Annotated in this window: 20 protein-coding genes; 6 read left to right on the top strand and 14 right to left on the bottom strand. The window is 72.9% G+C overall.

Annotated features, from left to right (window positions below; genetic code table 11):
• Window positions 1-37: 37 nt before the first annotated feature.
• The 6 genes from glpR to galU form a co-directional block, all read right to left on the bottom strand.
• A complete protein-coding gene (gene glpR / locus ADL08_RS14380; RefSeq protein WP_053642809.1) occupies window positions 38-1,111 on the bottom strand; it encodes a gephyrin-like molybdotransferase receptor GlpR in 1,074 nt (357 codons plus the stop codon).
• A 137-nt stretch (window positions 1,112-1,248) separates the two neighbouring features.
• Window positions 1,249-1,860, bottom strand: coding sequence for a GNAT family N-acetyltransferase (locus tag ADL08_RS14375; RefSeq protein ID WP_053642808.1), 612 nt, complete (start codon window positions 1,858-1,860; stop codon window positions 1,249-1,251).
• Window positions 1,857-2,414: a MogA/MoaB family molybdenum cofactor biosynthesis protein gene (locus ADL08_RS14370; protein WP_078968155.1), complete on the bottom strand. Its 558-nt coding sequence runs from the start codon at window positions 2,412-2,414 to the stop codon at window positions 1,857-1,859. Before ADL08_RS14370 ends, ADL08_RS14375 begins: the two co-directional genes overlap by 4 nt.
• Window positions 2,411-2,896 (bottom strand): cyclic pyranopterin monophosphate synthase MoaC, encoded by a 486-nt coding sequence (moaC, locus tag ADL08_RS14365; RefSeq protein WP_053642806.1) that lies wholly within the window; start codon window positions 2,894-2,896, stop codon window positions 2,411-2,413. The genes ADL08_RS14370 and moaC overlap by 4 nt, the downstream gene beginning before the upstream one ends.
• Window positions 2,897-2,955: 59 nt before the next feature.
• The gene (glp, locus tag ADL08_RS14360) at window positions 2,956-4,320 is read right to left on the bottom strand and encodes a gephyrin-like molybdotransferase Glp (protein WP_420709600.1); all 1,365 of its coding nucleotides are present in this window, start codon (window positions 4,318-4,320) and stop codon (window positions 2,956-2,958) included.
• Window positions 4,321-4,323: 3 nt separating this feature from the next.
• Window positions 4,324-5,235 carry a UTP--glucose-1-phosphate uridylyltransferase GalU gene (gene galU, locus ADL08_RS14355; protein ID WP_053642804.1) on the bottom strand — a complete coding sequence of 304 codons (912 nt, stop codon included), beginning with the start codon at window positions 5,233-5,235 and terminating at the stop codon, window positions 4,324-4,326.
• A 104-nt stretch (window positions 5,236-5,339) separates the two neighbouring features.
• On the opposite strand from galU, the gene ADL08_RS14350 reads away from it, so the two are divergent.
• Window positions 5,340-5,951 (top strand): 5-formyltetrahydrofolate cyclo-ligase, encoded by a 612-nt coding sequence (locus ADL08_RS14350; protein WP_053642803.1) that lies wholly within the window; start codon window positions 5,340-5,342, stop codon window positions 5,949-5,951.
• On the opposite strand, the gene ADL08_RS14345 is transcribed toward ADL08_RS14350, so the two are convergent.
• A complete protein-coding gene (locus ADL08_RS14345) occupies window positions 5,941-8,685 on the bottom strand; it encodes a penicillin acylase family protein (protein ID WP_053642800.1) in 2,745 nt (914 codons plus the stop codon). The genes ADL08_RS14350 and ADL08_RS14345 overlap by 11 nt on opposite strands.
• A gap of 260 nt (window positions 8,686-8,945) precedes the next feature.
• Here ADL08_RS14345 and ADL08_RS14340 point away from each other — a divergent pair, with 260 nt between their 5' ends.
• The 5 genes from ADL08_RS14340 to mscL all read left to right on the top strand — a co-directional run bounded on the left by ADL08_RS14340 (window position 8,946) and on the right by mscL (window position 14,003).
• A complete protein-coding gene (locus ADL08_RS14340) occupies window positions 8,946-10,562 on the top strand; it encodes a potassium/proton antiporter (protein ID WP_053642798.1) in 1,617 nt (538 codons plus the stop codon).
• Window positions 10,563-10,938: 376 nt separating this feature from the next.
• The gene (locus ADL08_RS14335; RefSeq protein WP_053642900.1) at window positions 10,939-12,165 is read left to right on the top strand and encodes an MFS transporter; all 1,227 of its coding nucleotides are present in this window, start codon (window positions 10,939-10,941) and stop codon (window positions 12,163-12,165) included.
• 68 nt (window positions 12,166-12,233) lie between these two features.
• Complete coding sequence (locus ADL08_RS35535) at window positions 12,234-12,578, top strand: FmdB family zinc ribbon protein (protein WP_078968153.1); 345 nt, start codon at window positions 12,234-12,236, stop codon at window positions 12,576-12,578.
• Between the two features lie 231 nt (window positions 12,579-12,809).
• Window positions 12,810-13,361, top strand: coding sequence for a hypothetical protein (locus ADL08_RS14330; protein ID WP_053642796.1), 552 nt, complete (start codon window positions 12,810-12,812; stop codon window positions 13,359-13,361).
• 72 nt (window positions 13,362-13,433) lie between these two features.
• A complete protein-coding gene (gene mscL, locus ADL08_RS14325) occupies window positions 13,434-14,003 on the top strand; it encodes a large conductance mechanosensitive channel protein MscL (RefSeq protein ID WP_420709599.1) in 570 nt (189 codons plus the stop codon).
• Window positions 14,004-14,022: 19 nt separating this feature from the next.
• Here the strand turns inward: mscL and ADL08_RS14320 are convergent, their stop codons facing one another.
• From ADL08_RS14320 to pflA, 7 genes are all read right to left on the bottom strand, one after another.
• The gene (locus ADL08_RS14320) at window positions 14,023-14,244 is read right to left on the bottom strand and encodes a hypothetical protein (protein ID WP_053642792.1); all 222 of its coding nucleotides are present in this window, start codon (window positions 14,242-14,244) and stop codon (window positions 14,023-14,025) included.
• A 90-nt stretch (window positions 14,245-14,334) separates the two neighbouring features.
• Entirely contained in the window at window positions 14,335-14,739 is a 405-nt protein-coding gene (locus tag ADL08_RS14315; protein WP_053642790.1) for a hypothetical protein, read from the bottom strand.
• A complete protein-coding gene (locus ADL08_RS14310) occupies window positions 14,736-15,512 on the bottom strand; it encodes a Rieske (2Fe-2S) protein (protein WP_053642788.1) in 777 nt (258 codons plus the stop codon). The genes ADL08_RS14315 and ADL08_RS14310 overlap by 4 nt, the downstream gene beginning before the upstream one ends.
• Entirely contained in the window at window positions 15,509-16,108 is a 600-nt protein-coding gene (locus ADL08_RS14305; RefSeq protein WP_053642786.1) for a 4Fe-4S dicluster domain-containing protein, read from the bottom strand. The genes ADL08_RS14310 and ADL08_RS14305 overlap by 4 nt, the downstream gene beginning before the upstream one ends.
• A gap of 7 nt (window positions 16,109-16,115) precedes the next feature.
• Entirely contained in the window at window positions 16,116-18,452 is a 2,337-nt protein-coding gene (locus ADL08_RS14300) for a molybdopterin oxidoreductase family protein (protein WP_053642784.1), read from the bottom strand.
• Window positions 18,449-19,588 carry a hypothetical protein gene (locus ADL08_RS14295; RefSeq protein ID WP_053642782.1) on the bottom strand — a complete coding sequence of 380 codons (1,140 nt, stop codon included), beginning with the start codon at window positions 19,586-19,588 and terminating at the stop codon, window positions 18,449-18,451. The genes ADL08_RS14300 and ADL08_RS14295 overlap by 4 nt, the downstream gene beginning before the upstream one ends.
• A 66-nt stretch (window positions 19,589-19,654) precedes the next feature.
• The gene (pflA, locus tag ADL08_RS14290; RefSeq protein WP_078968159.1) at window positions 19,655-20,476 is read right to left on the bottom strand and encodes a pyruvate formate-lyase-activating protein; all 822 of its coding nucleotides are present in this window, start codon (window positions 20,474-20,476) and stop codon (window positions 19,655-19,657) included.

Raw genomic sequence — 20,476 nt, 5'->3', positions numbered from 1 at the left:
ACCGCGGGCGGAGCCCGGGGAGGTCCGCCCGCCGGGGTCACTCGTTGGCGGCCCGGGGGCGGTCGTCGTCCGCGTACTGGTCGAAGAGCGGGGTGCGGCCGTGGTCGCGGGTCGGGGCGGCGGGGCGGCGGCGGGGGGCCGGGGCGGGGGCCGGGTCGGCCGCCGTGGAGGAGCGGGCCGCGCTCCAGGTCTCCGGGTCCGTGACGTCGACGCCGCTCGACGCGCGCGGGGCGACCGGGGCGGTGACGTAGGTGGGGAGCGGGACCGGGACCGGGTCCCAGCTGTCGCCCCGGGCCGGGCGGCGCTCGCGCTGCTGGTCCACCCATTCGGCGTGATCGGTCTGTTCGACCAGGGCGCGCCGGTCCGCCTCCTGCGGGGAGACCGCCGGGGCCGTCGCGGGCGCCTGGTCGGCCTCCGGTTCGGGCGTCGGGGCGGGACGGCGGCTCTCGCGCAGCCGGGCGGCCGCCGCCTCGGCGCGGCGCCGGTCCATCACGTACACGAAGCGGCGCCGTTCCTGGACCCGCAGGTGGACGATGTACGCGCTGAGGAGCAGGGCGGGGACGGCCGGCGCCCACAGGAAGGGGACGCCGCCGACGGCCGCGACGACCGCGCCGAGCGTGAAGGCCAGGAAGAGGACGATCGTGGTGCGGCGGCGGCGGGCGAGTGCCTTGCCGCGGCGGGCGCGCTCGGCGGCGCCCGGGGCGGGGCGGGCCGGGGCGGACGCGGGTTCCGGTTCGCGGTCCGGTTCGTGGTCCGGCGCGCGGTCCTGCGTACGGTCGCGGTCGCGGTCGCGGTCCGGGAGTTCCAGGCGCGCCTCCGTCCTGGCCGCGGGCGCGGAGAAGGCCCGGACGTCGACCGAGCTGAGGTGCTCGGTCGCCGCGTCCGGGTCCACGTCGGGCGTCGGGCCCTGTGCCGTACGGTCCCGCTCCTTGAGCTCCTTGGCGTAACGGCGTTCCATGCCCGCCCGTCCGGAAAGCAGCCGGATGGCGGTGCTGAAGCGTTCCGTCGGACGGGCTTCGTTCAGCTCGTCCTGCCTGCGGAGCCACATCGGTACCAAGTAGGCGGCCCAGGCCCCGACGATGACTGCGTAGATGAGGCCGCTGCTGCTCACGCTTCACACGGTAGAGGGGTTCGCGGGAGGGCATAGGCCAATTGGCCCGGTGTGTCGCACGATCTGGCTGATATCACTGAACTTTTTTGTGATTGTTCAGATCGATTGGCCGTCAACTACCGATCGAATTCGAACACTTATTTCATTCTCGTCTGGCGCCAGCGTCGGAAAAGCCCTTCCGGCACCTCTTCCGCCGTGAGCGCGAACACCAGATGGTCCCGCCACGCCCCGTCGATGTGGAGATAGCGCGGCCGCAGCCCCTCCTCGCGGAAGCCCAGCTTCTCCACGACCCGGCGCGAGGGCCCGTTCTCCGGGCGGATGCACACCTCGACGCGGTGCAGGCCGACCGTGCGGAAGCAGTGGTCGACGGCGAGCGCGACCGCCGTCGGCATCACCCCGCGCCCGGCCACCGCGCTGTCCACCCAGTACCCCACGTGCCCCGAGCACATCGAGCCCCAGGTGATCCCGGCCACCGTCAACTGACCGACGAGCCGACCCTGGTACTCGATCACGAACGGCAGCATCCGGCCCGCGTTCGCCTCCGACCGCAGGTGGCGCACCATCTGACGGTACGTGGGGCGCTGGGCGACCGGGCCGCCCGGGGACGTCGGCGGGACCGTCGCCTCCCACGGGCGCAGCCACTCGCGGTTGCGCCGGTTCACCTCGCGCCAGGCCGCGTGGTCCCGCATCCTTATCGGCCGCAGGACGACGTCGCCGTCGACGAGGACCGCGGGCCAGGACGGGATCACGACGGTCTCGGATGGTCGCCGCCGCGGATCTGGTCGACGGCGTGCCTCAGGAGCGGCTCCAGGACGGCCAGGCCGTCCCGCACCCCGCCGGTCGAGCCGGGCAGGTTCACGATCAGGGTGCGGCCCGCGACCCCGGCGAGGCCCCGGGAGAGCGCCGCCGTCGGCACCTTCTCCCGGCCGTACGCGCGGATGGCCTCCGGGATGCCCGGGATCTCCCGCTCCAGGACCCGGCGGGTCACCTCGGGGGTCAGGTCGGTGGGCGAGACGCCCGTGCCGCCGGTGGTGACGACCAGGTCGTACCCGGCGTCCACGGCCGCCCGCAGCGCCGCCTCGACGGGCTCGCCGTCCGGGACGACCTGCGGCCCCTCGACCGCGAACCGCAGCGCGGCCAGGGCCTCGGCGATCAGCGGACCGCCCCGGTCCTCGTACACCCCGGCCGACGCCCGGTTGGAGGCGGTGACGACCAGGGCCGAGTAGACGTCCGCCGGGGTCTCCCCCGGTGCGGCGGGCTCCGGGTGCCCGGGCGTCCCCGCCGCCCGGCCGGCGCCCGTCACGACTCGCCCCGCGCCCAGCGGCCCGACTTGCCGCCCGTCTTCTCCTCCACCCGCACGTCGGAGATGACCGCGCCCTTGTCGACCGCCTTCACCATGTCGACGACCGTCAGGGCCGCCACCGAGACCGCCGTCAGGGCCTCCATCTCGACGCCCGTGCGGTCCGTGGTCCTCACGGTCGCCAGGATCTCGACCGCGTCGTCCGCGACCGACAGGTCGAGCGTCACGCCCGAGACGGCCAGCGGGTGGCAGAGCGGGATGAGGTCGGGGGTCCTCTTCGCGCCCATGATCCCGGCGATCCGCGCGGTCGCGAGGGCGTCGCCCTTCGGGACGCCCTCGCCGCGCAGCAGCTCGATCACGCGCGGCGAGACGAGGACCCGTCCGCTGGCACGCGCCGTGCGGGCCGTGACGTCCTTCGCGGAGACGTCGACCATGCGGGCCGCCCCCGCCTCGTCGATGTGGGTGAGACCTTGCTGCGTGCTCATGGCCGTGACACTCCCGGTCGCTGTGTGGGACGAGACACCGTACCCCCACACTCGCCCCCTCAGCCGAGGAGGACCACTTCCAGCTCGGCGCCCGGAGCCACCTCCTCCGTCTCCTCCGGGACCACGAGCAGGCAGTCCGCGTGCGCGAGGGCCGCGATCAGGTGGGAGCCGGCACCGCCCACGGGGGTGACGGCGCCGGTCTCCCGGTCGTACAGCCCGCGCAGGAACTGGCGGCGGCCCGCCGGGGACCGCAGGGGGCCGTCCGCGTCCAGGACCGCCCGCACCCGGGGCCGGTGCAGGTCCTCCACGCCCCTCAGGGCGCGGATCGCGGGGCGGACGAACAGCTCGAAGGAGACGTACGAGGAGACCGGGTTGCCCGGGAGGGCGAGCAGCGGGATCCGGTCGGCGCCGATCGCGCCGAAGCCCTGCGGCTTGCCCGGCTGCATAGCCAGCTTGCGGAAGTCGACCTCGCCGTCGGCGGTCAGCGCCTCCTTCACCACGTCGTACGCGCCGACGCTCACCCCGCCCGTGGTGACGATCAGGTCCGCCCGGATGAGCTGGTCCTCGATGGCGGAGCGCAGCGACTCCGCGTCGTCGGCGACGGCCCCCACCCGGTAGGCGAGGGCTCCGGCGTCCCGGGCGGCGGCGGCCAGCGCGAAGCTGTTGGAGTCGTGGATCTGCCCCGGGCCCAGCGGCTCGCCCGGCTGGACCAGCTCGCTGCCGGTGGAGATGACGACGACCCGGGGGCGGGGCCGCACCCGGACCGTGCCGCGCCCGATCGCGGCGAGGAGCCCGATCTGCGGCGGCCCGAGGACGGTGCCGGCGGCGAGGGCGAGCTCTCCCGCGCGCACGTCGCTGCCCTGCGCGCGGACATGGGCGCGGGCCTCGGCGGCGCGGTGCACCCGGACCTCGCCGGCCGCGCCCTCGGGGGCGGTGCTCGCGGCGCTCATGCCGGTGGCCGCGCCCCCGCCCGTACCGCCGTCGGTCCACTCGACGGGGACGACGGCCTCGGCGCCGGGCGGCAGCGGGGCGCCGGTCATGATCCGGGCGGCCTGGCCGGGTCCGACCTCGGGCAGGCCGTCCGCGCCGGCCGCGACGTCGCCGATCACCGTGAGGACGGCGGGGAACTCCTCGGTGGCCCCGGCGACGTCGGCGACCCGGACCGCGTACCCGTCCATGGAGCTGTTGTCGAAGGGGGGCAGCGCGGCCGGCACCGTCACGTCCTCGACGAGGACGCAGCCCTGGGCGTCGAGGAGTTGCAGCTCGATGGGTTCGAGCGGGGTCACGGACGCGAGGACGTCGGCCAGGTGCTCGTCGACCGTCCACAGGTCGCGGGCCGGGCCCGCGCAGGGGTCGGGCGCGCCCTCCTCCCGGTCCTCGTCGTGGTCGTCGTGGGACGGCGACGGTGCCGTGCTGCTGCTCAAGGCCTACATCTCCTCGCTGACGTATCTCCGGAGCCAGGCCCGGAAGTCCGGTCCCAGATCTTCACGTTCGCACGCGAGTCTGACAATGGCACGCAGATAGTCGCCGCGGTCGCCGGTGTCATAGCGGCGCCCCTTGAACACGACGCCGTGCACCGGGCCGCCGATCTTCTCGTCCGAGGCGAGCTTCTGCAGGGCGTCGGTCAGCTGGATCTCGCCGCCGCGGCCCGGCTCGGTCTCCCGCAGCGTGCCGAAGACGGCCGGGTCCAGGACGTAGCGGCCGATGATCGCGTAATTGCTGGGCGCCTCGCCCGGTTCGGGCTTCTCCACCAGGTCCGTCACCTTGACGACGTCCGCGTCGGCGGTGGCCCCGACCGCCGCGCAGCCGTACTGGTGGATCTGCGAGGGCTCGACCTCCATCAGGGCGATCACGCTGCCGCCCTCCCGCTCCTGGACCTCCACCATCCGCGCGAGCAGCGGGTCGCGCGGGTCGATCAGGTCGTCGCCGAGGAGCACCGCGAAGGGCTGGTCGCCGACGTGCGGGGCGGCGCACAGGACGGCGTGGCCGAGGCCGCGCGGGGCGCCCTGGCGGACGTAGTGCATGGTGGCGAGGTCGCTGGGCTCCTGGACCTTGGAGAGGCGCTCCGCGTCGCCCTTCCGGCTCAGGGCCTCCTCCAGCTCGTAGTTCCGGTCGAAGTGGTCCTCCAGGGGACGCTTGTTCCGTCCGGTGATCATCAGCACGTCGGAGAGGCCGGCCGCGACGGCCTCCTCGACGACGTACTGGATGGCCGGCTTGTCGACGACCGGCAGCATCTCCTTCGGCGTCGCCTTGGTCGCCGGGAGGAAGCGGGTGCCGAGGCCGGCGGCCGGGATGACAGCCTTGCTGATCCGGCCGAGCCTGGGGAGCGACTGATTCATGCGGTGCACCCTAACGGTTCGGAATGAGAGAAAGATGTGGCTCCGGTTAACTTCCTCCACATAAAGGCAGTTACATGAGCTTCGCCCCTTCACGGAGGACCGCCATGACATCGGAAACGTCCGAAAAGAGCTTGCTGCGCAGCCGACTTCTGGGCGCCCGCGCCGCGCTGCTCCCCGAATTCCTCGTGGAGTCGGCCGGCGCCTTCGCCCGCCAGGGGGTGGAACTGGCCGAGCTCGCCGGGGCGTCCACCGTCGCCGCGTACGTGTCCGTGGGCCGCGAGCCGGGCACGCGCGCGCTGCTCGACGCGCTCCACGCGCGCGGGGTGCGGGTCCTGCTCCCGGTGCTGCTCCCCGACAACGACCTGGACTGGGCCGCGTACGAGGGGCCGGACCGGCTCGCGCGGGCGGGCCGGGGGCTCCTCGAACCGGTCGGTCCCCGGCTCGGCCCGGAGGCGGTGTGCGCGGCGGACGCCGTGCTGCTGCCGGGGCTCGCGGTGGACGCGCGCGGGATGCGGCTCGGGCGGGGCGGCGGCTCGTACGACCGGGTCCTCGCCCGGCTCGTACGGGCCGGGCGGGATCCCGCCCTGGTGGTCCTCCTCTACGCGGACGAGGTGGTCGGGCGGGTCCCGGAGGAACCGCACGACCACCCCGTGCACGCGGTGGTGACCCCGGAGGCGGTGATCCGCTTCCGGGCCGCCCCCGCGGCTACGGCTTGAGGACCAGCGTGTCCTTCGTCGCCGCGTCGACCGCGGCCCTGCCGTGGGCCCAGTCGTACAGCTCGCCCTTCGCCCACGCGTCCGTCTGGTCGGTGTAGTGCGAGTGGAAGGCGTGGCCGGAGGCCCCGGTCAGGTTGATCCACCGGGACTTGTCCCAGTCGCCGACGTTGACGACCATCCGCATCGACGGCACCCAGATGACCTCGTAGCCGCCGGCCGCGTTCCAGCCGGTGGCGTCGACGGCCGCCTCGCCGCCGCCCAGGTTCCACGGGCCGCGGTTGAGGAGCTGCTGCACGACGCCGGGCCCGGCGGTGCCGAGGGTCTGGTTCTTCAGGGTCAGCTGGTGCAGCCGGCCCCAGCTCCAGGTGGAGACGTCCTTGCCGAGCTTGGCGGTCAGCTCCCAGCGCGCGTCCTTCATGGCGCGGGCGAGCAGCTGGTCACGGGTCTCGGTGGCCTGGTCGGTGCGGCTGCCCGGGGTGGCCCACCACTCGCTCTTCTCCTGCTTGAGGAGCGGGCGGACGACCTCGTACCAGCGGTCGCCGCCGTCCGGCTGCGCCGAGTCGGGGTCGCGCTGGCCGCACTCGCGGACGAGCTTGTTCTGCTCGTCGACCGGGCCGGTGGCGTCGGCCGGGCGCACGTTGACGCAGTCGCCCTCGGCGCGCACCTCCTTGGGCAGCTTGTTGCCGAAGGAGAGCTTGAGGACGTTGCGCCAGACCGCGTTGAAGTAGGCGGCGGCGGCCGAGTCGGGCTCCTGGGTGTAGTCCCAGCCCTCCAGGAGCTTCTGGGCCTCGCGGACGTGCGGGTCGGCGATGTCGATCTTGAGCAGGAGCGGGTTGAGCAGGGTCGCGATCTCGCTGCGGTTGTCCGTCTGCATGGTCCGCATGTCGTCCGGCGAGATCTTCCCGCCGTCCTTGGTCTTCGACTCGATCAGGTCGTTGATCCGCTGGCTGCGCGAGCCGTAGCCCCAGTCCTTGGTGAGCAGGTCGGGGTACTTCTTCGGGTCGATCACGGCCTGGTTGGCGGTGACGATGTAGCCGCGCTCCGGGTCGAGCTCGTAGGGCAGCTTCTCGAAGGGGATGTAGCCCTTCCACCTGTACGAGGAGTCCCAGCCGGGCGCGGGCAGGGTGCCGTCGCCCTTGGTGCGCTGCGGGATCTTGCCCGGCGACTGGTAGCCGATGTGGCCCTCGGTGTCGGCGTAGATCAGGTTCTGCGAGGGGACCTCGAAGTTCCTGGCGGCGGCCCGGAAGGTGTCGAAGTCCTTGGCGCGGTCGATGGCGAAGATCGCGTCCATCGACTTCCCGGGCTGGAGGGCGGTCCACTGGAGGGAGACGCCGTAGCCGGTGCCGCGGTCGGGGGCGGCGTTGCCGACGGGGGCCTTCTGGCCGACCGTCTCCAGTTCGGTGGAGCGGTCGGAGACCAGCGGGCCGTGCTCGGTGGAGCGGACGGTGATCTTGCGGTCGGCGCCGCCGGCGACCTTGATGGTCTCCTCGCGGACGGTGAAGGGCTTGACCTTGCCGTCGACGAGGTAGCCGTCGGGGCCGATCTTCTCCAGGTAGAGGTCGGTGACGTCGGCGCCGAGGTTGGTGAGGCCCCAGGCGATCTTGTCGTTGTGTCCGATGATCACACCGGGCATGCCGGAGAAGGTGTAGCCGGAGACGTCGTAGCGGCAGGTGGCCGAGACCGAGCGGCAGTGCAGGCCCATCTGGTACCAGAGGGACGGCAGCTGCGGCGCGAGGTGCGGGTCGTTGGCGAGCAGCGGCTTGCCGGAGGTCGTGTACTTCCCGGCGACGACCCAGGAGTTCGAGCCGATGCCGTTGCCGTTGGGGCCGAGCAGGGCCGGGACGCCGTCGAGGACCTCGGAGAGGGCGGCGAGCTGGGACGACATCCCCTGCGAGGAGTCGCCGGAGCCGGCCGGGTCGGTGCCCGGGGTCTCGCCCGTGCCCGGGTCGTCGCCGTCGCCCCCGCCCGCGGGGTCGAACTTGCCGGTGGACCCGTCGACCTTCCCGCCGTCCACGATCGGCTGGTGGAGCGCGTACGGGTACTCCGGGTAGAGCTGCTTGATCTGCGCCGGGGTCAGCCGGCTGGTGAGCAGCGAGCGGTCGATCTCGTCCTGCATGTTGCCGCGCAGGTCCCAGGCCATCGCCTTCAGCCAGGCCACCGAGTCGACCGGCGTCCACGGCTCGATCGCGTAGTCGTTGGTGAGGGCCAGGGCCGCGTACTCCACGGAGACGTCGCCCGGCTCCCGGTCCTTCAGGTAGGCGTTGACGCCCTCCGCGTACGCCTGGAGGTACTTCTTGGTCTCCGCCGACAGGACCTTGTCGTACTCCTCCTGCGCGACCCGGCGCCAGCCGAGGGTGCGCAGGAAGGAGTCCGTCTCGACCTGGCCCTCGCCGAACATCTCGGAGAGCCGGCCCGCGGTCACGTGGCGGCGGACGTCCATCTCGTAGAACCGGTCCTGCGCCTGGACGTAGCCCTGGGCGCGGAAGAGGTCCGTCTCGTTGTCGGCGTAGATCTGCGGGATCCCCTGGGCGTCCCGCTTCACCTCCACCTGACCGGAGAGGCTGTCGAGGCGGATCTCGCCGGTCGCCTGCGGGAACGAGCCCCGGACGGTGCTGACACCCCAGTAGCCGCCGGCCCCGACGCCCGCGACCAGCACGAGGACCAGGAGGACGAGGAGCAGGCGGGCACGCCGCCCTTTCTTCTTGGCGGGGGGCGCGGACGTGTTGGAGGGCATCGCTGTCCTTCGAGGGGCAGGGTGGTCCTGGAGTACGGGTGCCACCTTAGGCGCAGCGTCCGGACGGCTCGGACGCGGTGTCAGGAAGAGAACCGTACTGGTGAGCGGACGGGCCACACGGAAGCCGTCAAGAAAACGTTAAAGATTAGGTAAGGTAACGAAGTGTCGTCCGCTGGAGGAACGATCCAGCTGCATGTGAGGGGAAGGATCGGCCACTGACTGTCCACCAGCTCAACGAACTCCTGCTCGTCAGCTCGCTCGTGCTGCTGATCGCCGTCGCGGCCGTGCGGATCTCGTCCCGGAGCGGCCTCCCCAGCCTCCTGCTGTACCTGGGGATCGGCGTCGCCATCGGGCAGGACGGCATCGGCAACATCGCCTTCGACAACGCCGAGCTGACGCAGGTCATCGGCTACGCGGCCCTCGTCGTGATCCTCGCCGAGGGCGGCCTCGGCACGAAGTGGAAGGAGGTCAGGCCGGCCCTTCCGGCCGCGGCCGTCCTCTCCACCGTCGGCGTCGCGGTCAGTGTCGGCGTCACCGCCGCCGGCGCCCACTACCTCGTGGGCCTGGACTGGCGGCAGGCCCTGATCATCGGCGCCGTCGTCTCCTCCACCGACGCCGCCGCGGTCTTCTCCGTACTGCGCAAGGTGCCCCTGCCCTCACGGGTCACCGGCACCCTGGAGGCCGAGTCCGGCTTCAACGACGCCCCCGTCGTCATCCTCGTGGTCGCCTTCTCCACCGCCGGACCGATCGACCACTGGTACGTGCTCCTCGGCGAGATCGCCCTGGAACTCGCCATCGGCGCGGCCGTCGGCATCGCGGTCGGCTTCCTCGGCGCCTACGGGCTGCGGCACGTCGCCCTGCCCGCCTCCGGCCTCTACCCGATCGCCGTCATGGCCATCGCCGTCGTCGCGTACGCCGCGGGAGCCATGGCCCACGGCTCCGGCTTCCTCGCGGTCTATCTGGCCTCGATGATCCTCGGCAACGCCAAGCTGCCGCACGCGCCCGCGAACCGCGGCTTCGCCGAGGGCCTCGGCTGGATCGCGCAGATCGGCATGTTCGTCCTGCTCGGCCTGCTCGTCACCCCGCACGACCTGGTCAACGACTTCTGGCCCGCCGTCGTCATCGGCCTGATCCTGACGATGGTCGCGCGGCCCCTGGAGGTCCTGGTCAGCCTGCTGCCGTTCCGGATCCCCTGGCAGGAGCAGGCCCTCATGTCCTGGGCCGGCCTGCGCGGAGCCGTCCCCATCATCCTCGCCACCATCCCGATGGTGGCCAAGGTCGAGGGCAGCGAACGGATCTTCAACATCGTCTTCGTCCTGGTCGTCGTCTACACCCTCATCCAGGGCCCGACGCTGCCCTGGCTGGCGAAGGCGCTCAGGCTCGGCGCCTCCTCGGACGCCTCCGACCTCGGCGTCGAGTCCGCCCCCCTGGAGCGGCTGCGCGGCCACCTGCTCTCCGTCGCCATCCCGGACGGCTCCCGGATGCACGGCGTGGAGGTCGCCGAACTGCGCCTCCCGGCGGGAGCGGCGGTCACCCTCGTCGTACGGGAGGAGAAGAGCTTCGTACCGGGGCCCGCGACCGTCCTGCGGCACGGCGACGAACTGCTGGTCGTCGCCACCGATCCCGTACGGGACGCCACGGAACGGCGCCTGCGGGCGGTCGGCCAGGGCGGCAAGCTCGCCGGCTGGCTCGGCACGGGGGGCGGCTCGACGGCGCTCGGGCCGCCACCGGGCACGGAGACGCGCTTCCACCGGGCGGGGCAGCGGGGCGGGTCCGGTCAGCGGGGCGGGTCGGGTCAGCGGGGCGGGACCGGTCAGAGGGCCGGGTCGGGTCAGCGGGCCGGGTCCGGTCAGCGCCAGAAGAAGCCGACCGGCTGACGACTGAGACATGGCGCACACGAGCCCTGCGATCGCAGGAATCGATTCGGGGGAGGGAGCGTTTCCCAGGCGGGAGGCGTTCCCTCCCTGTACCATGAAGGCACACCTGATCGAACCAACTCTGCCTGACGCAGAGCTGGCGCGACCGTATGGCGGCCGTGGCGCCCCTCCGCAGTGGGGCCGGCCCGGTATCTACCGCAGTTCCGCGCATGAGGACAGCTCTCGGCGACACCCGCACCACCGTGCACGGGGCGCGCTACCAGGCGGCGGAAAGGCAAGGACCGTGGTGTCCACGGTCAACACGGGCACGGTCGACGCGGAGAAGACCCGCGCGGACGAGCGGCCCGGCACGGACGAGCGACCCGGTTACGGGCAGCTGCTGCGCACCCCCGGTGCGCTGTCCTTCCTGCTCCCCGGCTTCGCCGCCCGGCAGCCCTTCGCGATGCTGACCATCGGCATCGTCCTGCTCGTCCAGCACACCACCGGCTCCTTCGGCAGCGCCGGCGCGGTCGCCGCCGTCACCGGCGTCTCCATGGCGCTCTTCGCGCCGCAGAGCGGCAAGCTCGCCGACCGCTTCGGCCAGCGCGCCGTCCTGGTCCCCGGCGTCCTCGTCCACACCGCGTCCGTCTCGCTGCTCGTGGCCCTCGCCCTGGCCGGCGCCCCGCTCTGGGCGCTGTTCCTGGCCGCCGTGCCCGCCGGCGCCTCCGTGCCGCAGGTCGGACCGATGGTCCGGGCCCGCTGGGCGGCCAAGCTCGACGGCACCCCGCTGATGCCGACGGCCGCGGCCTTCGAGTCCGTCACGGACGAGTTCACCTTCGTCGTCGGCCCGGTCCTCGCGACCGCGCTGTGCACCGGCGTCCACCCGGCCGCCGGTCTGATCGCCGAGGCCGGCCTCACCCTCGTCGGCGGCCTGTTCTTCGCCGCGCAGCGCGCCACCCAGCCCGCGTACGGCCTGGCCGCGGCCCACGCCGCCGGGCCCCACCGCTCGGCGCTCTCCGTGCCCGGCGTCCGCGTCCTGATCGTCGCCTTCCTCGGCATCGGCTCCGTCTTCGGCGGCATGCAGGTCTCCCTCACCGCCTTCAGCGAGGAGATCGGCAACCCCGGCGCCAACGGCCTGCTGTACGGGGTCTTCGCCGCCGGCAACATGCTCGCGGGCCTCGCCATGGGCGCCGTCGCCTGGAAGACCGGCCCCCGCCGCCGTCTGATCCTGGGCTACGCGGGCCTCACCGTCGCCGCGTCCCTGCTGTGGTCCGCGCACTCGGTGCTGCTCCTCGGCGCCCTGGGCCTGGTCGTGGGCCTGTGCATCGCCCCCGCCCTGATCACCGGCTACACCATCGTCGAGACCCTGATCCCGGCCTCGGCCCGCACGGAGGCCTTCACCTGGCTTACCGGCGCCGTCGCGCTGGGCCAGGCGGCGGCCGTCACGGTCGCCGGACGCCTCGCCGACGCCCACGGCGCGAGCACCGGATTCCTGGTGCCGATGGCGGGCACGGCCCTGGCCCTGACCACGCTGGTGCTGCTGCGGTCGCGGCTGAAGCCGCGCGAGTCGGGCCGGGTCGCGGCGCGTGGTATCGGTCACCGCGTGCCGGTGGCGGTGGACTGAGGCCACGGAATGCGTCACTATGGATCGTCGTTAGCACTCGATGAGTGTGAGTGCCAGGAGGAAGTCAAGTGCCGACCTACCAGTACCAGTGCACCGAGTGCGGCGAAGGCCTCGAGGCGGTGCAGAAGTTCACCGATGACGCGCTGACCGAGTGCCCCAGCTGCAAGGGCCGCCTGAAGAAGGTGTTCTCGGCCGTCGGCATCGTCTTCAAGGGATCCGGCTTCTACCGGAACGACAGCCGCGGCTCCTCGTCCAGCAGCTCGCCGGCCTCGTCGAAGCCCTCGACGTCCACGACGGCCTCTTCGGGCTCGTCCGGCTCGTCGTCGGACGCGAAGCCCGCCGCTTCGACCGCGTCGTCGTCCTCTTCCTCCTCCTCGGCGTCCTCGTCGAGCACCGGAAGCTCGGCCGCCTGATCTCTGTTCCTCCTGAGGGCCCCGTCGCATGCGACGGGGCCCTCAGGCGTGTCCGGAGTCCCCTCAGGTATGTCCGGAGTCGCCTCAGGCAGGTCCGGAGTTCCCTCGGGGGAGTGAGGGAGTTTTCCACAGGGGCCGGGTGATCCCCAGGCCGGAGCGGGGTGGGAGCGGGGCGGGGAGAGTGGGAGCCGCTTCCCCTCCTTCCTTCCCACTCCGGACAGGCGGTGTCCCGTGACGACCACGAACAGCTCCCTCCTCCCCTTTCCCGCCTCCCCCGTCTCCGTGCCGGCGCCGTGCGCGGTGCCGCCCTTCGAGCCCGTACGGGTACGGGGCGCCCGGCCGCGACTGCGCGGGGCGCTGCGCCGGGGGCGACGGATGCCGGTGGTGCTCCTGGCGCTGATGGCGGCGGCGCTCGCCGTGGCGGCGGCCGTCCCGGGCGGCGGGCCGTCCCCCGGGGGCACGAGGGCCACCGCCGTCTCCCCCGCACGCCCCGTGCCGGCCGCTCCCCTGGTGTCCGCTCCGGTACGGATCGCCGACGCCGCGACCGTACGGCTGCTGCGGCCCGGGGACCGGGTCGACGTGATCGCCGCGCCCCACGCGCCGCCCGGCGGGGACGGCGGGGCCCGGGTGGTCGCGTCGGGCGCCCGGGTCGCCGAGGTCCCGCGGGCGGACGGGGACGGTCCGGACGGAGGGGCGCTCGTCGTCCTCTCCGTGCCCCGGGCGACGGCGGCGACGCTGGCGGGCGCCGGGGTCACGTCCCGGCTGGCGGTGACGGTGTGCTGATTCGCACGGACAGCCTGCCGAGTAACCGTCCCGTGTGTACGGATTGGACGCCCTCGCGCCGGGCACGGCGTAATGGCACGGCACGCAGCACGAGTGACGGAGACGAAAGGCACTTCGGTGGCCGAGAAGAAGGAAAGTGTGCTGGGAGGCTTCAAGGCCTTCCTCATGCGCGGCAACGTGATCGATCTGGCGGTGGCGGTCGTCATCGGCGCCGCGTTCACGAACATCGTGAACTCGGTGGTCAAGGGCATCATCAACCCGATCGTGGGCGCCTTCGGCACGAAGGACCTGGAGAGCTACTCGTCCTGCATCAAGGGCACCTGCGAGGTGGTCGACGGCGAGGTGCAGGGCATCCAGCTCCAGTGGGGCCTGGTGCTCAGCGCGGTGTTGAGCTTCCTGATCACCGCGGCCGTCGTCTACTTCCTGATGGTCCTGCCGATGGCGAAGATCCTCGCGAAGCGCGCCGCGCACGACAGGGCGAAGGAGGGCGTGCAGGAGACCCTGGAGGTCAGCGAGCTGGAGGTGCTCAAGGAGATCCGCGACCACCTGGTCGCCCAGCGCGGCCCCTCGACGGGGACGGGCGCGGGAACGGGTCCCGGCTCGGGCTCCGGTGGCGGCACGGGGACACACCCCACCTCCTGACCGGCGTCGTGCGCCGGGTTCAGAGGTGGTGCGGCGGCTTCTCGTCGAGGAAGCGCGCGAGGTCGGCGGCGCTGTCGCCGCCGTTGGGAGGCCGCTCGCCCCACCCGCGGTCCGTGTCGTCCGCGGACTGGCGGTCCAGCGGATCGTCGAAGACGATGGCCGGCCGGGGCCTGCCCTGGGGGCGGGCGGGCGTGCCGGGTCGCTCCGTGTCTCGCGGGCCGTGGGCGGGGGCGGTGCTCATCCTTTCAGGGTACGCCCGCCGCCCCGCTCCGCGCCCGTCAGATCCGGGGCCCCGCCCCATCCGGTCCTCCACCCGGTCCTCCGCCCGGCCTCAGCGGTCCTTCGGGTCGAGCAGCCAGAGGCCGAGCACCACGAGGAACGACAGGACGAGGAAGCCCGCACCCCACCAGGCGGTGCCGGTGTCGCCCGACATCCACTCGTTCACCACGATCGTCAGGCCCCAGAGTTGGCCGACGACGACCGAGAGCGCCAGGGCGAGACGGGCGTTCAGCTTCGAGGAGCGCTCGGGCTCCTGCTCCGCGCCGGCTCCCGGCCCCGGTCCGGTGTGCCGGATCCGGGGGTCGCCGTAGCCGCTGGTGGGCCGGATCTGCGGGTAGCGCTCGTGCAGGGGCCGGTTCAGGCGCGGCTGGACGCTGCCCGGGGTGTAGGCGGGGGGCCGGGGCGGCTCCGCCGGTCCCGGGACCTCCGGATCGCGGGGGAAGGCGCTCTCGCTCATGTCCGCTCGCTCCTCTCCGGCACCCGCGCGCCCGTGCCGGCGCCAGCGCCCGCACCTGATCCCGCGCCCGTACCCGCACCTGATCCCGCGCCCGTACCCGTACCCGATCCCGTCCCCGCGCCCGATCCCGTCCCCGCGCCCGCGCCTTCGGCGGAGGCTCCGGGGCAGCCCAGGCGGGCGGCGAGGTCCGGGCGGTCCGGGCCGAGTTCGCGGCAGAGGCCCTCGCGGGCGCTCTCGCCCGAGCGGGCGGTGCCGACCGCCCAGACGCTGCCGTCGGCCTCCTCCACCAGGAGCACCTTCGGGAGTCCCCGGGGCGGCGGGCCGGCGGTGACCTCTCCCGTACGCGCGTTGAAGACGCCCTCGTGGCAGGGGCAGTACAGCTCGCCCTCGCTCCCCCGGTCCCTGCGCCAGAGGACGGCGCAGGCGAGGTGGGTGCAGACGGCGGAGTAGCCGGCGAGGGTGCCGTCCTCCAGGCGGACGGCGACCGCGCGGTCGTCGGCGCCGGGGTAGCGGAAGGCGAGGGAGTCGCCGGGCAGGATCCGGTCGGCGATCCGCTTCGGCTCGGGGGCGCCTTCGCCGTCGCCGTGCCGGTGCAGGATGCCGGAGGCGACGCCGATCCCGCCGACGGCGAGGCCGCCGGAGACGGTGGCGACGATCCGCAGGTAGTCGCGGCGGGTGGTGAGGGAGTCGGCGGCGATCCGGTCGTGGAGCGCGTCCTGGGCCGCGTCGGTGCGGGGGTCCGGCGCGGGGGGCTGGGGATCGGTGACGCTCAACGGACGTCCCTTCCGTTGATCTCCACGACGGGGAGCCCGCCGGGCACCGGCCACTGGACCTTGTCGGCGGGGACGACCATCGCGACCCCGGTGGAGACGGTGGTGGTGCCGAAGGTGAAGGAGTCGGCCACCTGGACGCCGGGGCGTTCGGCCCGCAGCTCCTCGACGGTGCCGTAGAAGAGGGCGCCGGTGGGGCAGACGGTGGCGCACATGGGGGCGAGGCCGTAGGCGGTGCGGTCGTAGCAGAGGTTGCACTTCAGCTGGAGCTTGGCCTGGAGGTCGATCTTGGGCACGCCGAAGGGGCAGGCGTTGACGCAGTTGGCGCAGCCGATGCAGCGGGTGGTGTCGGCCTGCTGCACGACGCCGTCGGGGGTGACGAGGATCGCGTCGGCGGGGCAGACCTCGGCGCAGGGGGCGACGGGGTCCTCGCAGTGCATGCAGACGGTGGGGAGGGAGGCGACGGAGTGGCCCTCGTCGGGGTAGTCGAGGTGGATCATCGACTTGCCGCGGTGGGAGTCGCATTCGCGGCAGGCGGAGACGCAGGCCTGGCAGCCGATGCAGCGGCCGGGGTCGATGAAGATCGTGCGGCCCATCATGTGCGGGTCAGCTCCTCTCGGCGGTGCCGCGGCCCTGGGGGGAGGTGGGGGGCAGCGGGTCGGTGCGGGAGACCTGGGCCTCGGGGTAGGCCGGCTGTCCGGGGGGCGTGGGCGGGGCGGGGACCTCGTCGATGCGTTCGGCGGCCTCGACGCGGGCGGCGCACACCTTGTACTCGGGGATCTTGGAGCGGGGGTCGAGGGCGTCGATGGTGAGGGCGTTGGCCGCGGTGGGGACGGGCCAGTGGTAGGGCACGAAGACGGTGTCGGGGCGGATGGCGTCGGTGACGAGGGCGGGGAAGACCTCGCTGCCGCGGCGGGTGACGACGCGGACGGGGTCGCCGTTGCGGAAGCCGTGGGAGGGGTGGACCTCGACCCAGGGGCGGGGGGTCTGTTCGACGAGGCCCGCGAGGCGGCGGGTCTGGTTGCCGGAGAGGAAGTGGGCGACGGTGCGGCCGGTGGTGAGCGAGAGGGGGAACTCCTCGCTGTACGGGTCCATGGGCGGGTGCCACTCGACGACCTGGAGGTGGATCTTCCCGTCGGGGTGGTAGGAGCGGCCGTCCTCGAAGAGCCGGGGGGTGCCGGGGTGGTCGGTGGTGGGGCAGGGCCAGGCGATGCCGCCGGTCTCCTCCAGCCGCTCGTAGGTGATGCCGTAGTAGTCGTTGACGGTCCCGGCGGAGGCGACGCGGAGCTCCTCGAAGACGGAGCGGGAGTCGGGGAAGTCGAACTTGTCGCCGGCGCCGAGCCGGCGGGCGAGCTCGCACATGACCCAGGTGTCGGTGCGGACGCCGGCGGGGGGCTCCTGGGCCTTGTTGTGCTTGACGACGCGGGCCTCGGCGTTGGCCATGACGCCCTCGTCCTCGGCCCAGACGGTGACGGGGAAGACGACGTGGGCGTTGGCGGCGGTCTCGGAGAGGAAGAAGTCGAACTGGGCGTGGAACTGGAGGGTGTCGTAGCCGTTCTTGACGGTGGCGTAGTTCGGGAGGGAGACGAAGGGGTTGTTGCAGACGCCGATGAGGCCGCGGATCTCCTCGCGCTGCATCTGCCAGACCATCTCCATCATGGAGGTGCCGGCGGAGGGGAGTTCGGTCTCGTCGATGCCCCAGATCTCGCAGATCTGGCGGCGGTGCTCGGGGTTGGTGATGGAGCGGCCGCCGGGCAGGAGGTCGGACTTCTGGCCGTGTTCGCGGCCGCCCTGGCCGTTGCCCTGGCCGGTGATGGTGCCGTATCCGGCGCCGGGTTTGCCGATGTTGCCGGTGGCGACGCAGAGGTTGATGACGGTGAGGCAGTTCTCGACGCCCTGGGAGTGGTGCTCGATGCCCCGGGCGTGCCAGGCCATGGCCCGGTCGGCGCCGGCGAACACCCGGGCGACCTGGACGATCTGCTCCTCGGGGACGCCGCAGATCCGCGCCGCGCGGGACGGCGGGTACTCGGCGACGGTCCGCCTGACCTCGTCCCAGCCGGTGGCGTGGGCGGCGAGGTAGGCCTCGTCGGTGAGGCCCTCGGCGACGACGACGTTCAGGACGGCGTTGAAGAAGGCGGAGTCGGTGCCGGGCTTGAGGGCGACGTGGATGTCGGCGGTGCGGGCGATCGCGGTCTCGCGGGGGTCGATCACGATCAGGGCGGCGCCCCGGTCGCGGGCTCCCCACACGTACTGGGTCATGACGGGGAAGCACTCGCCGACGTTGGATCCGGCGATGAGGAGGCAGTCGCTGAGGAGGATGTCGGAGAAGGGGTTGCCGGCGCGGTCGATGCCGAAGGCGAGCTTGTTGGCGCCGGCGGCGGAGACCATGCAGAGGCGTCCGTTGTAGTCGACGTGCTTGGTCTTCAGGGCGACCCGGGCGAACTTGCCGACGAGGTAGGTCTTCTCGGAGAAGAGGCTGGCGCCGCCGAGGAGGCCGAAGGCGTCGTCGCCGTACTCGGCCTGGATGCGGCGGATCTCGGCGACGGTGTGGTCGAGGGCCTCCTCCCAGCTGACCTCGCGGAACTCCTCGTCGCGGCGCAGGCGCATGAGGGGGGCGGTGAGCCGGTCGGGGTGGTTGACCTGCTGGTAGGCGTTGATGCCCTTGGGGCAGAGCCGCATCCGGTTGATGTCGTGGTTGCGGGGTTCGACGCCGAAGACCTTGCCGTGGCGGTCGACGCGCAGGTACATGCCGCACTGGACGCCGCAGAAGCAGCAGTGGGTGGGGACGAGGGTCTCCCCGTTCTGGTCGGCGTGCCAGCGGTCGGCGGGGATGCCTCCGGCGTCGCGGAAGTTGCGGGAGCCGGGCGGGGCGAGGGAGGGGTCGAGCGGCAGGGTCCGCCCGGGGACGGCACCGGGGGCGGCCGCGGGGTCGGTGGCGCTCACTTGAAGCCCTTCTTCACGTGGTCGAGGTAGGCGGTGCCGCGCAGGACGCGCTTGCAGCGGGGGCAGTACTCGGCCCAGTCCTCGAAGCCGAGGTCGAGGTCGCGCATGGTGCCCTGGAGGTTCTCCACGTACGGCGCGGTGTCGATGGCCTGTCCGCAGCGGCGGCAGGTGAAGACCTCGCCCCCCTCGTCCTTGCGGCGGGAGGTGTATTTGAAGAGCTGCATGCCGACGGCGGCGGGCCGCTGCACGATGTGGAAGAACTTCCCGAAGGGGATGTAGATCAGGGTGAAGACGACGGACACCATGTGGAGGACGGCGAGGAACTCGTAGCCGCCGCCGTGCAGGAAGATCGACGAGAAGGTCAGCAGCAGCCCGGTCACGGAGATGACGATGAGGGCGAGCAGGGGGACCAGGTCGTAGGCGAAGCGCTGGCCGGTGATGGCGCCCCGGTCCTTCATGCGGCGCCAGAGGAAGTAGCCGGCGCCGGGGATGACGAGGACGGCGGCGATGTCGAGGCCGTGGAACATGAGCCAGCCGAGGATGCCGAGCGAGTCGAAGCCGAGGACCTTGAAGCCCCAGATCCGCATCTCGTAGCCGGGGCCGGCGCCGGTGGAGGAGGTGAAGGTGAACCAGCCCCAGGTGAGTGGGAAGGTGATCGCGGCGGCGAGCAGACAGCCCCAGAAGATGAGCTGGTGGGCGGCCCAGCGGGCGTGGGAGCGGGCGCCGAGGAACTTCTGGAAGCCGAGGTAGGTGGCGATCATCCGGGGCAGCGCGGTGGGTGCCCGGCGGAAGTTCGCGACGGAGAAGAAGGAGCCCCAGCCCTTGCGGAAGAGGCGGCGGGCGCCGGGGGCGGAGATCCAGACGGTGTAGCGGTAGGCGACGCCGAAGGCGAGGAAGACGGTGGCGACGGCGTAGGGCAGGAGGGCCGAGTCGAAGTCGCGGAGCAGACGGCTGCCGAGGACGATCGCGACGATCAGCAGGGCGGAGACGACCGCGCCGACCAGGGAGGCACGGCGCCGCACGGCGCCGGGGCTCTGGGTCGGGGGGTCCGCCGCGGCCGCGTCGGTGGCGCCGGAGGCGGGGGCGGGCCCGCCCGTCGGAGGGGTCGGCTCGGCGGTCTGCGGTGGCTCGGTCACGCGGCCACGTTAAGGCCGGATGGCCCCTTTCGCCCCTTTTGCGGGGCGGCGTGGTGTGGGCGTCGCTCAGACGGCGTTCAGACCGTGGGAGCGGAAGACCTCACGGACCCCGGCGACCTGACCGGAGGTCGGGGACGGCGTGCCGTGCAGGGTGAACGGCATGGCGAGTGCCCGCCACTTCACTTCGCCCAGCTTGTGGAAGGGCAGGACGTCCACGCGGGAGACGTTGCCGAGACCCGCGGCGAAGGCGGCGATCCCCTCGACCTCGGCGGGGTCGTCGGTGAGGCCCGGGACGAGGACGAAGCGGACGTGGACCTCCCGGCCGAGGTCGGCGAGGCGCCGGGCGAAGTCCAGGGTGGGTCCCAGCGGGCGTCCGGTGACCTTCCGGTACGTGGCGGGGTTCCAGGCCTTGATGTCGAGGAGCACCAGGTCGGTGTCGCGCAGCAGGGCGTCGGTGGCGCGGGTGCCGAGGAAGCCCGAGGTGTCGAGGGCCGTGGGGAGGCCGAGCTCGTGCTTCAGGCGGTGCAGGAGTTCGCCCGTGAAGACCGGCTGGAGGAGGGGCTCGCCGCCGGAGACGGTGGCGCCGCCGCCGGAGGCGGAGATGAAGCGGACGTACCGGGCGGCCTCGGCGATCACGTCGTCGGCGGAGGTGCGCCGGCCGGCCCGCATCCGCCAGGTGTCGGGGTTGTGGCAGTAGAGACAGGTGAGGGGGCAGCCGGAGAGGAAGGCGACGAAGCGGGTGCCGGGCCCGTCGACTCCGGTGGACAGGTCCCAGGAGTGCAGCGACCCCTCGGCGGGCCGCCGGGTCACCGCGACGGCGGGGGTGGTGGGTCCGGTGGCGGGGGCGGCGGCTGGGGCGGTGACGGGTCCGGTGGCGAGGCGGGGCAC

This window comes from Streptomyces sp. NRRL F-6492, from assembly GCF_001280125.1.
GTDB lineage: Bacteria > Actinomycetota > Actinomycetes > Streptomycetales > Streptomycetaceae > Streptomyces.
This window is presented reverse-complemented; position numbering and strand designations above follow the sequence as displayed.